Source organism: Aureimonas altamirensis (genome assembly GCF_023702225.1).
Taxonomy (GTDB): Bacteria; Pseudomonadota; Alphaproteobacteria; order Rhizobiales; family Rhizobiaceae; genus Aureimonas; species Aureimonas altamirensis_B.
Genome location: NZ_JAMQCO010000001.1, coordinates 147,092 through 163,728 on the forward strand (window position 1 = coordinate 147,092; position 16,637 = coordinate 163,728).

A 16,637-nucleotide genomic window follows, 5' to 3' on the forward strand; every position below is an offset into this window, starting at 1 on the left:
GCGTCTCGCATACCATGAGCAAGCGTATCCTATTGTTCCGGCACGAAGACCATCGTCGCCAAAGGCGGAATCGACAGGCCGAGCGAGAAGGGGCGGCCGTTGACGCCGAAGTCGTCGGCCTGCTTGCCCCCCATATTGCCGACATTCGATCCGCCGTAGATGTCGGCGTCCGTGTTCATCGCCTCGCGCCAGAAGCCGCCGCGCGGCACCCCGACACGATAGCCATGATGCGGGTTCGGCGTGAAGTTGCACACCACCAGCACCGGCCCGCCATGCTTGTCCTTGCGCAGGAAGGTGATGATGCTCTGCTCCTCGTCGGACGTGTCCACCCATTCGAAGCCGGCCGGGTCGCAATCCATTTCGTAGAGCGCGGGTACGCCGCGATACAGCGTGTTCAGATCCCGGATGAGGCGCTGGACGCCGGCATGTTCGGGATACTGCAACAGGTGCCAGTCCAGAGACTGGTCGTGGTTCCACTCGGCCGACTGGCCGAACTCGCCGCCCATGAACAGGAGCTTCTTGCCGGGATGCGTCCACATGAAGCCGAAATAGGCGCGAAGGTTCGCGAATTTCTGCCACTGGTCGCCCGGCATCTTGCCGAGGAGCGAACCCTTGCCGTAGACGACCTCGTCGTGGCTGAGCGGCAGGATGAAGTTTTCGGAATAGGCGTAGACCATGCCGAACGTCATCTGGTGCTGATGATAGCGCCGGTGGATCGGCTCCTTCTCCATGTAGTCCAGCGTATCGTGCATCCAGCCCATGTTCCATTTGAAGTGGAAGCCGAGTCCGCCTTCATAGGTGGGCCGCGATACGTTGGGGAAGGACGTGGATTCCTCGGCATGGGTGGCCGTGGCTGGGAAATAGTCGCCGACGCGCTCGTTCGTTTCCTTCAGGAACGCCATCGCCTCCAGGTTTTCCCGCCCCCCGTGGATGTTGGGCTCCCACTCGCCATGGTTGCGCGAGTAGTCCAGATAGAGCATCGAGGCGACGGCATCGACGCGCAGGCCATCCACATGGAAGCGGTCGAGCCAGTAGAGCCCGTTGGCGACCAGAAAGTTCTTCACTTCCGTGCGCCCGTAATCGTAGATCAGCGTATTCCAGTCCTTGTGGAAGCCGCGGCGCGGATCGGCATGCTCATAAAGGGGCGTGCCGTCGAACCGGCCCAGCCCATGGACGTCGGTCGGGAAGTGGCCCGGCACCCAGTCCAGAAGCACGCCGATATCGGCCTCGTGCAAGGCATCCACCAGCCGGGCAAAGCCGGCGGGGTCGCCATAGCGCGCGGTCGGCGCATAGAGGCCGATGGGCTGGTAGCCCCACGAGCCGTAGAACGGATGCTCCGATACCGGCAGAAACTCCACATGCGTGAAGCCCATCTCCTGCACGTAGGGCACCAGCTCGCGCGCCAGCGCGTCGTAGTCGAGAAAGCTGTTGTCCGCGCCCCGGCGCCACGAGCCAAGATGCACCTCATAGATGGTGACGGGCCTGTCACGGCCCTGCCAGCCGTGGTCCTTGGCCCTGAAATCGTCGTCGGCCCATTCATGCTCGACGAGGCCGGCCACGACGGAAGCGGTCGAAGGCGCGGATTCCTGCAGGAAGCCGACCGGGTCGGCCTTCAGGGGCAGAACTTCGCCATGGGGGCCGACGATCTCGAACTTGTAGACTTCGCCCGGCGCGACGCCGGGGATGAACATCTCGAAGATACCAGTCTCGTGCCGGTGGCGCATGACGTGCCGGCGCCCATCCCAGGCGTTGAAGTTGCCGACCACCGAGACGCGGCGCGCGTTCGGCGCCCAGACCGCAAAACGCGTCCCGGCGACGCCGTCCATATGCGTCGGGTGCGCGCCGAGCTTCTCATACAGCCTGTAGTGCCGTCCCTCTGCCAGAAGATAGGCATCCAGGTCGGTGAGGATGAGCCCGAAGCGGTACGGATCCTCCTCTTCCCATTCGACCGAACCGTGCCGGAAACGGAACCGATAGGCCTCCACCGTGCCGGGAACCGTCCCTGTGAACAGGCCGGAAGCGCCCTGGGGCTCCAGCTCCGAGACGACCGAACCGTCATGGGCGACGACGCTCGCCGCCTCCGCACCGGGGCGGAAGCAACGCATGACGCGCATCGCGCCGCCACCATGTGCCCCGAGGATCGAGAAGAGGTCGCCGTGGGAGCCGTTCTCCACGGCGGTCACGGCGCCCTCGTCCAGCCGATGCTCCGGTGACGGAGCCGCGGCTGCCTTCAATTGAGCCTTTGCCATTCAGATGACCTGCCTCTCTTTGAGAAGGGTAACGATGCCGCGCAGCGGAATGGACAGCCATGCCGGCCGCGACGACAATTCGTAATTCAGTTCGTAGAAAGCCTTCTGGGCCAGGAACAGGTCCAGCAGGGCGCGGTTGCCGCCATCGTCCAGATCGATCCCGCTTGCCGCCGACCATGCCGTCAGGAAGTCGGCACTGACCTGATCGCGCCAGTTTTCGGCCGTTTCGCGGATGCGCTCGCTCGTCGCCTCGTCCGTTGGGCCGGTGCGGTCGCGCGCCGCGAAGGCTGCGTAGTCGTAGGAGCGCAGCATGCCGGCAACGTCCCGCAACGGCGAAGACTTGGCCCGCCGCTCCTCGAGCGGCCTGCCCGGCTCTCCCTCGAAATCGAGGATGACGACATCGTTGCGTGCCACCAGGATCTGTCCCAGATGGAAATCGCCGTGGATGCGCGTCAGCACGCCCTTGGCCGTCCGGCCTGCGATGGCTTCGAACCATTGGCGCACCGCGGCACGGCCGGCCAGCAGTCGATCGACCTCGTCTTCGAGGCCATCGGCGCCACGGGCGCGCCATTCGGCCAGCTTGTCCAGCACGGCGTCGGCTTCGTCGGCCGCCTTGCGGGCAGCGGCCCCCAGCCATTCGGTTGTCATCTCCTCAGGGTCGAAGGCGGCGTCGCCGGTGCGCGTCTGCAAGGCGGCATGCATCTCGCCGGTGCGGCGGCCGATGGCTTCGCCGGGATCGAACTGGAGGGCGAACATGGCCTCGGTTGGCCCCTCCTCGTCCGTTTCGCTGACCTCCTCCACGCCATAGGCCGTATCCCGCAGGTGGCGCGACAGGCTTTCGGTGATGCGGCTCCAGGCGTCGCCCTGGTTCTCGACCCTTTCGAACAGCGCCGCGATGGCCGCGCGCGTGCCGTCCGGACGCACCGCCTCGGCGCTGGCCAGCAGCGCGGGGGCGCCGGTAAAGCCGGTCTTTTCCGTCAGGAAGCGCGTAACCTCCAGTTCCGGCTGGATCCCGTCGCGCAGAAGGCGATAGATCTTCAGGATGGCGGCAGTGCCGATGGCGATGGAGGAATTGGATTGCTCGCCGGAAATCGGCGCGACGGCCTCCGCCTCGACGGACGCGGCATTTTCCAAGGCCTCCGCCCGTACCGAAGACGCTTCGATGTCGATCGTCCAGTCTCCGAGCGTCAATGACTTGCCCGCCGACAGGATGCGCGTCAGGTCGATGCAGAACTGCGCATCGCGACCGGCATCGATGACGGCGCCCATCTGAGGCCCCTGCCGGATGAGAGCCAGCGTGTAGGGCAGGTTGTTGGCGTCACGCGCGGGGTTTGTTTCGCCCCAGCGCGCGGCCAGCGGCAGGAAATAGGTCTGCGTCTCGCCGCTCCTGGAGGTCACCACGGCTTCCGCCAGGATGTGCCTGCGGTTGGTCGGCTCCGGTGCGCCCATGATCTCGTAGCGCACGCTTTTCGGCGCGTCCATCTTGCCGGAGTACCAGCGTTGCCGCCCGATGAAGCCGGGCAGAACGCTTTCCAGCTCGCGCCGGTTGCGGCCCGGGATCGTGTCCTTCAGGTCGCCTGTAATGACCAGGGTCGTGAATTCCGGCGCGGGCAGGATGTCGCTGGCGGCCCGCACCTGCTCCGGCGCGCCGAGCGCGAACCAGAAGAAGCCGTAGCTCGGCAGCGACAGAACATAAGGGCCGTCGCCGATGGGCGGGAAGGCCGAAAGCCCCAGCATCTCCACAGGGATGGAGCCGGCATAGGCCGACAGGTCCAGCTCCACCGCCTGCGCCTGGCTGGACAGGTTCGCCACGCACAGGATGCGGTCTTCTCCGCTCTGTCGCACATAGGCCAGGATCTTGCGATTGGACGGATACAGGAAGACGATCTCGCCGCGCCCGAAAGCTTCGCGGGTGGCGCGCACCTGGATCAGGCGGCGCATCCACGACAGCATGCTGGCGGGGTTGGCCGATTGGGCCTCGACGTTGACGGCCTGATAACCGTAGACCGGATCCTGGATCAGCGGCAGGTACAAACGCTGCGGATCGGCCCGGCTGAAGCCGCCATTGCGATCCGGCGACCATTGCATCGGCGTGCGCACGCCGTCGCGGTCGCCGAGATAGTAATTGTCGCCCATGCCGATCTCGTCGCCGTAATAGACGGTCGGCGTGCCGGGCATCGACATCAGAAGCGCGTTCAGCAGTTCCACCTTGCGGCGGTCGTTGCCCATCAGAGGCGCCAGCCGCCGGCGAATGCCGAGGTTGATGCGGGCGCGCTTGTCGGAGGCGTAGGTGGCCCAGAGGTAGTCACGCTCCTCTTCCGTCACCATTTCGAGCGTCAGTTCGTCGTGATTGCGCAGGAAGATGGCCCATTGGCAGTTGGCCGGAATATCCGGCGTCTGCCGCAGGATATCGGTGATCGGGTGCCTGTCCTCCTGGGCCAGCGCCATATACATGCGCGGCATCAGCGGAAAGTGGAATGCCATGTGGCATTCGTCGCCGTCGCCGAAATAGGGGCGCGTATCCTCCGGCCACTGGTTGGCCTCGGCCAGCAGCATCCGGTCCGGATAGACCCTGTCCAGCTCTGCACGGATCTTCTTCAGGACATCGTGCGTCTCGGGCAGGTTTTCGTTGTTGGTGCCCTCTCGTTCCACCAGATACGGGATCGCATCGAGGCGCAGCCCGTCGACGCCCTTGTCCAGCCAGAAGCGCATGACGGAAAGCACTTCTTCCAGAACCTTCGGATTGTCGAAGTTGAGGTCCGGCTGGTGCGAATAGAAGCGGTGCCAGAAATACTGGCCGGCCACCGGATCCCATGTCCAGTTCGACGTCTCCGTATCCAGGAAGATGATGCGCGTCAGGTCGTAGCCCTTGTCGTCATCGGCCCAGACATAGAAATCGCGCTCCGGACTGCCGGCCGGTGCGTTGCGCGCGGCCTGGAACCAGGGGTGCTGGTCGGATGTGTGGTTGATGACGAGCTCGGTGATGATACGCAGGCCCCGCTTGTGCGCCTCGTCCACCAGCCGCTCGAAATCCTCCATCGTGCCGTAGCTTGGATTGACGGCCCGATAGTCGGCGATGTCGTAGCCGTCGTCGCGCAGCGGAGACGGGTAGAAGGGCAGCAGCCAGATACAGGTGACGCCCAGTTCCTTGATGTAGTCGAGGCGCGAGATCAGGCCCTCGAAATCGCCGATGCCGTCGCCGTTGGAGTCCACGTAGGTCTTGACGTGGAGCTGATAGATGATCGCGTCCTTGTACCAGTCGTTTGCTTCCGGGTTCGGCGCGGCGTTTTCAACGGCCGGCAATACGGACACATGCTCGTTCATCTTGGCTCCCCAAATGGTCGTCACAGGAAAAGCCCCATGCAGCGGGGCGGTTCCTCGGCCTCAGGCTGAAATGCGCAACACGGCATAAGGGCGCTGGGATGGCGCGATCCACCAATGCTGCACCTTGCCCTGCCAGACGAACTGCCGCCCGTCCGTCAGATCCTCCACTTTCAGAGAGCCGGTGTCCGGCAGGCCGAACTCCCAAAGCGGCACCTCGAAATGGCCGCCCTGCGGGTTGTGAGGGTCCAGGCTGACGATGAACAGCAGGAAGGACGACCTGTCCTCCGTCCGCTTGCCGTAATAAAGGACGTTCTCGTTCCAGAAATTGTAGAAGGCGAGGTTGCGGAAGGCCTTCATTGCCGGCTCCTCCGCACGCAGCCGGTTGAAAAAGGCGATGTCGTCGCGGATGTTGCCGGGCGCATGCCAGTCGAAGGCGCGGATCTCGTACTTTTCCGAGTTCAGATATTCTTCCTTGCCCGGTACCGGCTCGTACTCGCAAAGCTCGAAGCCTGAATAGACGCCGTAATTGCCGGCCAGCGACGCGGCCAGCGCGAGCCGGATGCGAAAGCCGGGGCGTCCGCTGGTCTGCAGATAGACCGGGTTGATGTCCGGCGTGTTGACGAAGAAGTTCGGCCGCATGTATTCGACGCATTCCTCCTGCGTCAGCTCGGTCAGATACTCTTCCAGCTCCCACTTCTCGTTCCGCCATGTGAAGTACGAGTAGGACTGATTGTATCCGACCTTGGCCAGCCGCTTCATCAGCTTGGGCCGGGTAAACGCCTCCGCCAGGAAGATGACGCCGGGGTCGGCCGCGCGCACCTCCGCGATCATCCATTCCCAGAAGGGAAACGGCTTCGTATGCGGATTGTCCACACGGAAGATGCGCACCCCCTTGTCCAGCCAGAACAGCACCGTGTTGCGCAACTCGTACCACAGCGACGGGATAGCCCCCTCGCGGTAGAAGTCCACATTGACGATGTCCTGGTATTTCTTGGGCGGGTTCTCGGCGTATTTGATCGTGCCGTCGGGGCGCCAGTCGAACCAGTCCGGGTGCTGCCTGATCCAGGGATGGTCGGGCGAGCACTGGATGGCGAAGTCCAGCGCGATCTCCAGCCCATGGGCCTTTGCTTCCTCGACCAGGCGCGCGAAATCGTCGAAGGTGCCGAGCTGCGGGTGGATATCGCGATGGCCGCCTTCGTCCGAACCGATGGCATAAGGCGAGCCCGGCTCGCCCGGCGCTGCGTTCAAGGCGTTGTTGCGCCCCTTGCGGTTGCTGAGGCCGATCGGGTGGATAGGCGGGAAATAGAGGACGTCGAAGCCCATCTCCCGGATATCCGGAAGCCGCTTCACGACATCGTCGAAGGTGCCATGCCGGTTTACGTCGCCGCTCTGCGACCGCGGCATCAATTCGTACCATGCGGAAAAACCGGCCCGCTCGCGATCGACCCAGACGGGTACCTCCACCTCGAAGGTGGAAAGCTCGTCGCGCGGGCCCGTACGGTTCAGGAGGGCGACGGTTTCTTCTTCCTCCAGCAGCTCGTAGCGCGTGTCGAGATCCGCTTCCGGCACGGCATCGAGACGCGCAACCAGAGCCGCCAGCGCCGTCGCGTCGGCCTTCGTGCCGCGCTTGCCGGCCACGGCGCGATCCAGAAGCGCACGCCCCTCCGCAAGTTCGAGGGAGATTACCTGCCCGGCATCGCGCTTCTTGCGCGTATCGCTGGCCCAGGTGCCGAAAGCATCGCGCCAGCCGATGATGGTGAAGCGCCATGGCCCGGGCCTGTCGAACACGACCTCGCCGGCCCAGCGGTCGTTTTCGACGAAGGCCAGAGGCGTTTCCCGCCAGGTCGCCTCACCGGCCGGCCGGGTCAGGATGGCGGCGCCGATCTTCTCATGACCATCGCAGAAAACGTCGGCTTCGATCTTCAGGGGTTCGCCCTCGAGCCGCTTGATGGCGAAACGCCCGCCATCGACGAGCGGCGTCACGCCCTCGATCGCCACGCGGTTGCGGGCCAGCATGCGCAGTCCGTCCGGAGCCGGCGGCATTTCCGCCCGCTTCGGGCTGCGCGGCTTCTCTTTTGACGATTTGGCATCCATGTCGTCGGTCCCCTGCCCTGTGCGGTGCACTAAAGGGATAGGAATCGTTGAGGACATGTCCAGTTCCGCCCGGGCGAAAAAGACCCGGGCGGAGCCTGATTTCTCAATCGACGGCGTTCCAGCGCTCGACGAAATCATTCGTGTAGACGGCATTCAGGTCTGCGACCGGCCGCTCGAGGTCGCCCGACTGGACGAGACTGTCCTGCCATGCGACCCAGGCTTCGTGGTCCTGGTACCCGAATCCCTTCGCCGGCTCGAAGGGCGTCTGCCGTACGATGATCTGCTCCACCAGCGCCTTGACGAAGTCGCGGTCCTCCGCCTCCTGCGGATTGATCGTGGCGATGTGGTCGACCACCGTATCGATGTTTTCCGGCTTCTCCGCAAAGCGCGCGCCCTTCACGACGGCCCGTCCGAAGCGTTCCACCACATCGGGATTCTCCTCGATATAGGAGGTCATCGCCGCGAGCCCGTTGCCGAAGAACTTGCGGAACCGATCGGGGGTGATGTTGCGCACGGGGATGCCACGGCTGTTCAAGATGGCCGCGTCGCCGGTTGCCGCCGCATAGGCGTCGATATCCCCGCGCGAGAAGGCCGCGATGGCGAGGCCACCGTCCCCGACCACGAGGAAGGAGTAGTCGGTGCCTTCCGTCATTCCGGAATCGTTGAAGATCGAGCGTGTGAAAGCAGCCTCGGCACCATCCGCCGTGCCGATACCGATGACCTTGCCCCTGAGCTTGTCCGGCGTATCGGCCTCGGACGCCTCGGGTACGACGAGGCCGTAGGAACTGTTCGGGTTGAGGCGGTAGAGGAAGGTGACATCCAGGTCCCGTGCCCGCGCCGACAGGAACGGGCCGGCGCCGGGATTGCCGATATGTGCCTGCCCCGACGCCAGGGATTGCAGGACCGCACCGGAGCCGTTCAGCGCCTCCACGCGCACGTTCAGCCCTTCGTCCTCGAAATAGCCCTCGCCCAGCGCCACCGTGATCGGCAGCAGGGGCACGTAGCTCGGGTTCGGGGTGGCGATGATGACGTCTTCCGCCTGCGCTCCGGTGGCCACTGCCAGAATGGCGGCGGCTATCGAAACGACGAACTTCCTATGTTTTTGCATTTTTTATCCTCCCTAGAAAAATAATGCATTATAATGCCTGCTCTACCGACGACAGGCAGTCCACGACATCTCCATGCTCGAAACGACCATCCCCGAACCCGCCGCGCCCGCCAGGTCGACGGCCGCCAGCACGGCCTTCGCCGCCATCCGGCGCGACATACTGAGCGGCGCGCTTGCGCCGGGGCGCAAGCTGCGGATCGACGGCCTCTGCAAGGCCTATGGTGCGACGATCAACCCCGTGCGCGAGGCGTTGAACCGCCTGACCTCCGAGGGCCTCGTCACCCAGGAGGACCAGCGCGGCTTTTCCGTCGCGCCGATCTCGCTGGAAGACTGGCGCGACGTGGTGCATGCCCGATGCCTGATGGAGGGCTGCGCCCTGGGCGAGGCGATCCGCCATCGCGACGAAACGTGGGAAGAGCGCGTCGTCGTAGCCCTCCACTGGCTTTCGCGCACACCGCACTGGAGCGCCGACGAAAAGACAGCCAACCCCGATTGGGGCCCGAGGCACAACGCATTCCACGACGCCCTCCTTTCCGCCTGCGGTTCGCAGATCATGCTGGCCTACTGCCGGGAACTTCGGGAACGGGCCGACCGATACCGGCATATCGCCTCGACCAATTTCAAGCGGCGCGACTCGCTGGACGAGCACCGGGCCATCGCCGATGCCGCCATGGCCGGGGATACGGAACTGGCCGTTGCCCGGCTGACGCAGCACTACATGACGACATTCGCCGTCATCGAGCGCTATTTCGGCCGCAACTCGGCGGCCTGACACCCGTTCAGGCTGCGGCCACGACGGGGTTGCGCAGTGCGGGGATACCCTCGATCTCGATCTCCACGACGTCTCCGGGTTTCATGAAGACGGGCGGAGTGCGCGCCTGCCCGACGCCCGAGGGCGTACCGGTGGCGATCAGGTCGCCCGGCTCCAGCGTCATCGCCTGCGAGGCATAGGCGATGATGCGCGCAACGGAAAAGATCATGTCGTCGGTATTGCCGTCCTGCATGATCGCGCCGTTGAGGCGCGAGCGGATGCCGAGGCCGGCGCCCCCGGACGGCAGCTCGTCCGCGGTCACGATGGCGGGGCCGTAGGGGCCCGTGGCATCGAAGTTCTTGCCGGCCGTCCATTGCGTCGTATGCTTCTGGAAATCGCGCAGCGAGCCGTCGTTGAAGGCCGTGTATCCGAAGACGGCGTCGAGCGCCGCGGCCTCGTCCACGTTGCGGACGCGCTTGCCGATCACCACCACCAGTTCCGCCTCGTAATCGAGCCGCTCGGAGGCATGCGGGGCGACGATCGCGCCGCCCGGCGGCAGCAGGCTGGTGCGCGTGCGCAGGAACAGTGTCGGAAACTCCGGCACCGGGCGGTCGCGTCCGCCCTCGCGAATATGCTCCAGATAGTTGAGCCCCATGCACAGGAACTTGCCGTGGCCCGGCACCGGCTCAAGCAACGTCGTCTGCGAAAGCGCCACGCCCGGCGTTGCGGCCACTGTCAGAGCGGCCCGGATGTTGGACAGCAGCGCGGCACCGCCGCCGATCACGCCAATCATCGTATCGGGGGCGCCGGGGACGAGCTCCGATACGGAATGAACCCTGTCGTCCGAGACGACGCCGACCGCGGGCCCATGCGCGGACTGATAAGTGACGAGCTTCACATTTTCCTCCCGGGAACGTCTTTTCCCGATTAGAAAATGTTTTTTATTTTCTGTCCAGCGTTTTTACACAAATTAAGTGCAGCTACTGCTGGGCCTGCGACGCGGCCTGTATCGAGGCGCCGGCATGGGGCTCGCCGTCCTGCCGTGCGGCCAGACCCGTCCCGCCCGGAAGGTAGGCCGCGCGACCGCCGACATAGGTTGCCGCTACGGCCCGGTCGTCGCCCATCATCAGAAGCGCGAACAGCTCGTCGTCAAGGCTGTCGGCCCGCTGCATCCTGTGCCGCATCTCCGGCGTGGCGAAGGGGTCCAGAACGACCAGGTCGGCCTCCAGCCCCTCTTCGATCCGGCCGATCCTGTCCGCCAGGTTCATCGCCTCGGCATTGCCGGCGGTCATCCAGTAGAAAGCCTCGACGGCCGTCATCCGCTCGCCCCGCAACGCCAGCACCTTGTAGCCCTCGGCGGCGGTCACCAGCATGGAATAGGAGGTGCCGCCGCCGATATCGGTTGCGATGCCGGTGATGACGCCCCCGGCCTGCAAGCCCCGCCGGTCGAACAGGCCGGATCCGAGGAAGAGATTCGAGGTCGGGCAGAAGATGGCGCTGGCCTGCCGCTCGGCCATGGATGCCCGCTCGCGCTCCGTCAGGTGGATGCAGTGGCCGAACAACGCGCCCCGCCGCACCAGCCCGAAGCGTTCGTACACGTCCAGATAATCCCGTGCCCACGGAAACAGGTTTGCGACGAAAGCGATCTCGGCATGGTTTTCCGACAGGTGCGTCTGGATGGCCATGTTCGGATTTTCGGCCGCCAGGGCGCCCGCAACCTCCAACTGCGCTTCCGTCGAAGTGGGCGCGAAACGTGGCGTGATGGCGTAGGACAGGCGCCCGACGCCGTCGAAGCGCTGGATCAGCGCCCGCGACTCGTCATAGGCGCGCTCCGGCGTATCGGTCAGGGCTTCCGGGGCATTGCGGTCCATCATCACCTTGCCGGCGGTGATGCGCATGTTGCGGCGTGCAGCCTCTTCGAACAGGCTTTCGGCCGATTGCGGATGCGAGGTGCAATAGGCTGCGGCCGTCGTCGTGCCGTTGCGCAGCAATGTATCCAGCAGGAAGCGCGACGCCGCGTCGCAGACGGCGCGGTCGTGATATCGGCTCTCTTCCGGGAAAGTGTATTTCGACAGCCATTCCAGAAGTTCGGTGCCATAGGAGGCGATCACCTGCGTCTGCGGCATGTGCAGATGCGGATCAATGAAGCCGGCCATCACGATATGGGGGCGGTGGTCCGCCACCCGGACGGCGGGGTCCAGCAGCGGAGCGATATCGGCGTAGGCGCCCACCCGCTCGATCAACCCGTCACGCATGACCACGAGCCCGTCCGGATGGTGCACCGGCAGCGTCGCATCCGCCCCGAAAGTGAAAATCCGGGCGCGGAGCGCGGTGACGCCTTCGGCTGCGATCTCGGGGTTCATGCCGACGGCTCCTGTCGTGCGACTCCGGCGCGGCAAGAAAGCCGCGCCGGAGTCATCGGTTATGCTCAGTTACGCACGCCTTCGACGTACCAGTCCATCTTGAGCAGGTCTTCGTCCGAAACGGTCTGGCCCGCCGGCACCTTCTCGGCGCCGCTCTGGTCGTTGATGGGGCCTGCGAAGACGTGGTAGCTGCCGTCGATCGTGCCGTCCACGATCTTCTGTGCGGCTGCCTTTACGTCGTCGGGCATCTTGTCGTTGAAGGGCGACATCACGACCTCGCCCTCCTTCATGCCCAGCCACACGTTCTGCGTCTCCCAGGTGCCGTCCAGCACGGCCTGCACGCGCTGCACGTAATAGGGGCCCCATTGGTCCACGATGGCCGTCATGTGGGAGTTCGGCGCAAAGCTCTGCATGTCCCACGCCTGGCCGAAGGCGATGGCGCCGCGCTTCTCGGCTTCCTGCAGGGGGCCGGGCGAATCGGTGTGCTGGGTGATGACATCGGCGCCCTGGTCAAGCAGCGCGCTGGCGGCCTGCGACTCCTTGGCCGGGTCGTACCAGGAGTTCACCCACACGACCTGCGTCTCGAAATCCGGGTTCACCTTGCGGGCCGCCTGCGTGAAGGCGTTGATGCCCATCACCACTTCGGGGATCGGGAACGAGGCGACATAGCCCGCCTTGCCGGACTTCGACATCATGCCGGCAATGGTGCCCAGCACGGCGCGCCCCTCGTAGAACTTGGCATTGTAGGCGGCCATGTTCTCGGCGGTCTGGTAGCCGGTCGCATGCTCGAACTTCACGTCCGGGAACTGCTTGGCCACCTTCAGCGTCGGGTTCATGAAGCCGAACGAGGTGGCGAAGATGATGTCGTTGCCGTCCTGCGCGAGCTGGCGGATGACGCGCTCGGCGTCGGGCCCTTCCGCAACGTTCTCGACATAGGTCGTCTCGACCTTGTCGCCGAGCTTCTCTTCGAGGAACTTGCGTCCCTGATCGTGCGCGAAGGAATAGCCGAAATCGCCCACCGGGCCGACATAGACGAAGGCGGCCTTGACGGGGCCTTCATGCGGCTGGGCCGAGGCCGTGCCGGCCACGGCGAAGGACAGGAGTGCGGCGGCGCCCAGCATGAGCTTGCGGCGGGTGGTGGCGAACATGGACGATGCTCCTCTGTCGGTTCTTGCCAGTCAGGCGGTGGGGCGGAACGGCTTGCCGAGGCAGGCCGGCGCGGTATTCCTGGCGCTCGCCTTGCGCGCCGAGATCAGGGCCAGCACGACGATCGTCGCGATGTAGGGAAGGCTGGTCAGGAACTCCGGCGCAAGCCCCGACCATCCGGCGGCCTTGGCCTGCAGTTCCAGCGTGATGACCGCGCCGAACAAGTAGGCGCCAAGCAACAGCCGGCCGGGCCGCCATGACGCGAAGACGACCAGCGCGATGGCGATCCAGCCTCGCCCGGAGGTCAGCCGCTCGGCCCACATGGGCGTCAGCACCAGCGAGAAGAAGGAGCCCCCGAGGCCGGCCATCGCCCCGCCGAAGAGCACCGCGAGGTAGCGCACTTTCAGGACGGGATAGCCGATGGAATGGGCAGAGGTATCGGACTCGCCCACCGCCCGCAGGATCAGCCCTGCGCGGCTGTATTTGAGGAACCACCAGACACCGAGGGTCAGAAGCAGCGAGGCATAGACCAGCGGCGAATAGCCGAAGACGACCCGCCAGATCGGATCCTGTGCCAGCGCGGCCGGGAAGACGCTGCCGAAGGCCGGCGTCGTCATGCCGACGTAGTTGGCGCCCACGAGGGCGGAGACGCCGGTGCCGAAGATGGTCAGCGCCAGTCCGGTGGCGACCTGGTTGGCTGCCAGCGTCAGCGTCAGGTAGCCGAAGATCAGCGAGGAAGCGGCGGCCGCCGCCATCGCCGCCAGCGCGCCCAGCGCCGGAACCCCGGTGCTGACGGATACGATGAAGGCGGTCACCGCCCCGATGAGCATCATGCCCTCGACGCCGAGATTGAGCACGCCGGAGCGCTCGACCACCAGTTCGCCGAGCGCGGCGATGAGGATCGGGGTCGCGGCTGCGACGACGGCGACGAAGATGGCGACGGCGAATTCGGGCGTCATGCCTTTGCCCCCTCGCGGCCGAAAGCCAGCCGGTAGCGCACGAAGATATCCGACGCCAGAAGGAAGAAGAGCAGCATCGCCTGGAACACGCCGATGGCGGCGGCCGGAAGCCCGATGCCCGTCTGGGCGCTTTCGCCGCCGACATAGGTGAGCGCCAGCACCAGCGCGGAGACGATGATGCCAAGCGGGTGCAGCCGGCCCAGAAACGCGACGATGATGGCGGTGAAGCCGTAGCCGGTCGGAAACGAGGGCACCATCTGCCCGAACGGGCCGGACGCCTCGAATATGCCGGCCAGCCCCGCGAAGCCGCCGCCGGCCAGAAGGCACAGCCAGACGATGCGTCCCTCGCGGAAACCGCCATAGCGCGCGGCGTTGGGCGCAAGGCCGGCCACGCGCACCTCGAAGCCTGCGACGGTGCGCGCCATGACGAACCAGACCGTCAGCGCGGCGGCCAGCGCCAGCGGAATGCCGAGATGGATGAGCGTGCCCGGAATGACGGTCGGAAGGGTCTGAGCGCCGGAAAACATCGCCGTCTGCGGGAAGTTGAACCCCATCGGATCCTTCCACGGGCCGCGCATCAGGTAATAGAGGAGCTGGATGGCGGTATAGTTGAGCATCAGGCTGGACAAGATCTCGCTTACGCCGAGCCGAACGCGCAGAAAGGCCGGGATCGCGGCGTAGAGGGCGCCGCCTGCGACACCGGCAACCACCATGGCCGGCAAGATCCAGGGTCCATCCATGTCGAGCGTCAGGAGGGCGATGCCGGTGCCGGCGAGCCCGCCGACGACATACTGCCCTTCCGCCCCGATGTTCCAGACATTGGCGCGGAAGCCGATCGACAGGCCGAGGGCGATCAACGCCAGTGGCGCCGCCTTCACCAGAAGGTCCTGCCAGCGATAAGGGTTGAAGAGCGGCGTCACGAAGATCTCGCGCACGGCCCCCACACCGTCGTAGCCGAGCAGGGTGAACAGCAGCGCGCCGGCAAGCAGCGTCGCCACCACGGCAAGCGCCGGCGAAAGGTAAAGCATGGCGCGCGAGGGCTGCAGCCGGGGCTGGAAGCGCAGATGGAAGCCGGCGTTACGCATGGGCTTCCGCCTCCGCTCCGCCGGTTTGCTCACCGTGCGTCTCGCCGGCGCCGTCGCCATGCACGCCGCCCATCAGAAGGCCGATTTCCTCCAGCGTGATGGAATCCACCGGGCGCGGCTCCGACAGGCGGCCGCCGTTGATGACCGCGATCCGGTCGGAAATCTCCAGAAGCTCGTCCAGGTCCTGGCTGACCACGACGACGGCCGCCCCGCGCGCTGCGAGGTCCAGCATGGATTGCCGGATGAAGCCCGCCGCCCCGGCATCGACGCCCCATGTCGGCTGGGCGACCACCAGCACGGCCGGTTCCTGCATGATCTCGCGCCCCATGATGTATTTCTGCAGGTTTCCGCCCGAAAGGCTGGACGCGGCCGCCTGCGGCCCCGTGGCCCGCACGGAGAAGGCGCGGATGACCTCGGCGGCATAGAACGACGCCTTGCCGAGTTTCAGAAGCCCGCCGGATGCGAGCCCCCGGCGCTTGCGCGCGGACAGGATGGCGTTTTCGGCAAGGCTCATGGCCGGCACCGCGGCGTGGCCGTTGCGTTCTTCCGGCACGGTGGCGAGGCCGGCGGCGCGTCGGCCCGATACGCCTTTCGCGGTCATGTCGACGCCGTCGAGGGCGATACGGCCGGCCAGCCCTTCGCGAGACTCGCCGGAGATGGCGGCAACCAGTTCGTTCTGCCCGTTGCCGGCAACGCCCGCTATCCCCAGCACCTCGCCGGCCTGCACGGAGAAGGAGATATCGGCCAGCGTGGTGCCGAACGGCGGCTCGCCCGGCAACCCCAGGCGCTCGACCATCAGTTTCACCGGCCCCTTGGCCGCGCCGCCTTGTCGGGCAACGTCGGCAAGGGTTGCCCCGATCATCATCTCGGCCATGGAGCGCGCAGTCTCCCGCGCCGGGTCGCAGGTGGCGACCACCTGGCCGCCGCGCAGGATGGTGGCGCTGTCGCACAGGGCGCGGATCTCATCCAGCTTGTGCGAGATGTAGAGGATGGAGCAGCCCTCGTGGCGCAGCTTGCGCAGCGTGGAGAACAGCACCTCCACCTCCTGCGGCGTCAGCACCGAGGTCGGCTCGTCCATGATGAGGATGCGGGGCCGCCCGAGCAGCGCGCGGACGATCTCGATGCGCTGACGCTCGCCGACCGACAGCGTATGGACGTCGCGGTGCGGATCCAGTTCGAGGCCATAGGCCCGCATCACCTCGGCGATGCGTCCCTCCAGTTCGCGGCGGGGCGGCGGCTCGTCCATGCCGAGGGCGATGTTTTCCAGCACCGTCATCGCCTCGAACAGGCAGAAATGCTGGAAGACCATGCCGATGCCGTGGGCCCGCGCCTCACGCGGGGAAGCGATGTCCACCCGCGTGCCGTCGATGGAGACGCTGCCCTCGTCGGCCTTCTGGACGCCGTAGATGATCTTCACCAGCGTCGACTTGCCGGCGCCGTTTTCGCCCAGTAGCGCATGGATGCGCCCCGGCTCGACGGCGAAGGAGACGTCGCTGTTGGCCACCACACCCGGATAGCGCTTCGTCACATGGCTGAGCTCGAGCCGTGGCGGCATGGT

At 65.7% G+C, this 16,637-nt stretch carries 11 protein-coding genes; 1 reads left to right on the top strand and 10 read right to left on the bottom strand.

The features are described from left to right. Nucleotides 1-29 precede the first annotated feature (29 nt). The 4 genes from glgB to NDN16_RS00725 all read right to left on the bottom strand — a co-directional run bounded on the left by glgB (nt 30) and on the right by NDN16_RS00725 (nt 8,775). A complete protein-coding gene (glgB, locus tag NDN16_RS00710; protein WP_251111704.1) occupies nt 30-2,249 on the bottom strand; it encodes a 1,4-alpha-glucan branching protein GlgB in 2,220 nt (739 codons plus the stop codon). Beyond that, nucleotides 2,250-5,573, bottom strand: coding sequence for a maltose alpha-D-glucosyltransferase (gene treS / locus NDN16_RS00715; RefSeq protein ID WP_251111705.1), 3,324 nt, complete (start codon nt 5,571-5,573; stop codon nt 2,250-2,252). Nucleotides 5,574-5,633: 60 nt separating this feature from the next. After that, a complete protein-coding gene (locus NDN16_RS00720; protein WP_251111706.1) occupies nt 5,634-7,667 on the bottom strand; it encodes an alpha-1,4-glucan--maltose-1-phosphate maltosyltransferase in 2,034 nt (677 codons plus the stop codon). Nucleotides 7,668-7,770: 103 nt separating this feature from the next. Further along, on the bottom strand, nt 7,771-8,775 hold the full coding sequence (locus tag NDN16_RS00725) for an ABC transporter substrate-binding protein (RefSeq protein ID WP_251111707.1): 1,005 nt from the start codon (nt 8,773-8,775) through the stop codon (nt 7,771-7,773). A 73-nt stretch (nt 8,776-8,848) separates the two neighbouring features. Here NDN16_RS00725 and NDN16_RS00730 point away from each other — a divergent pair, with 73 nt between their 5' ends. Beyond that, a complete protein-coding gene (locus NDN16_RS00730; protein ID WP_251111708.1) occupies nt 8,849-9,547 on the top strand; it encodes a GntR family transcriptional regulator in 699 nt (232 codons plus the stop codon). Between the two features lie 7 nt (nt 9,548-9,554). Here NDN16_RS00730 and NDN16_RS00735 read toward each other — a convergent pair whose 3' ends face one another. The 6 genes from NDN16_RS00735 to NDN16_RS00760 form a co-directional block, all read right to left on the bottom strand. Then, the gene (locus NDN16_RS00735) at nt 9,555-10,424 is read right to left on the bottom strand and encodes a fumarylacetoacetate hydrolase family protein (RefSeq protein WP_251111709.1); all 870 of its coding nucleotides are present in this window, start codon (nt 10,422-10,424) and stop codon (nt 9,555-9,557) included. An 82-nt stretch (nt 10,425-10,506) separates the two neighbouring features. Beyond that, nucleotides 10,507-11,889: a guanine deaminase gene (gene guaD / locus NDN16_RS00740; RefSeq protein ID WP_251111710.1), complete on the bottom strand. Its 1,383-nt coding sequence runs from the start codon at nt 11,887-11,889 to the stop codon at nt 10,507-10,509. 65 nt (nt 11,890-11,954) lie between these two features. Beyond that, nucleotides 11,955-13,037 (bottom strand): BMP family ABC transporter substrate-binding protein, encoded by a 1,083-nt coding sequence (locus NDN16_RS00745; RefSeq protein WP_251111711.1) that lies wholly within the window; start codon nt 13,035-13,037, stop codon nt 11,955-11,957. A gap of 30 nt (nt 13,038-13,067) precedes the next feature. Then, the gene (locus NDN16_RS00750; RefSeq protein ID WP_251111712.1) at nt 13,068-13,994 is read right to left on the bottom strand and encodes an ABC transporter permease; all 927 of its coding nucleotides are present in this window, start codon (nt 13,992-13,994) and stop codon (nt 13,068-13,070) included. Next, complete coding sequence (locus tag NDN16_RS00755) at nt 13,991-15,079, bottom strand: ABC transporter permease (protein ID WP_251111713.1); 1,089 nt, start codon at nt 15,077-15,079, stop codon at nt 13,991-13,993. Before NDN16_RS00755 ends, NDN16_RS00750 begins: the two co-directional genes overlap by 4 nt. Beyond that, nucleotides 15,072-16,634 (bottom strand): ABC transporter ATP-binding protein, encoded by a 1,563-nt coding sequence (locus tag NDN16_RS00760; RefSeq protein WP_251111714.1) that lies wholly within the window; start codon nt 16,632-16,634, stop codon nt 15,072-15,074. Before NDN16_RS00760 ends, NDN16_RS00755 begins: the two co-directional genes overlap by 8 nt. Nucleotides 16,635-16,637: the final 3 nt, after the last annotated feature.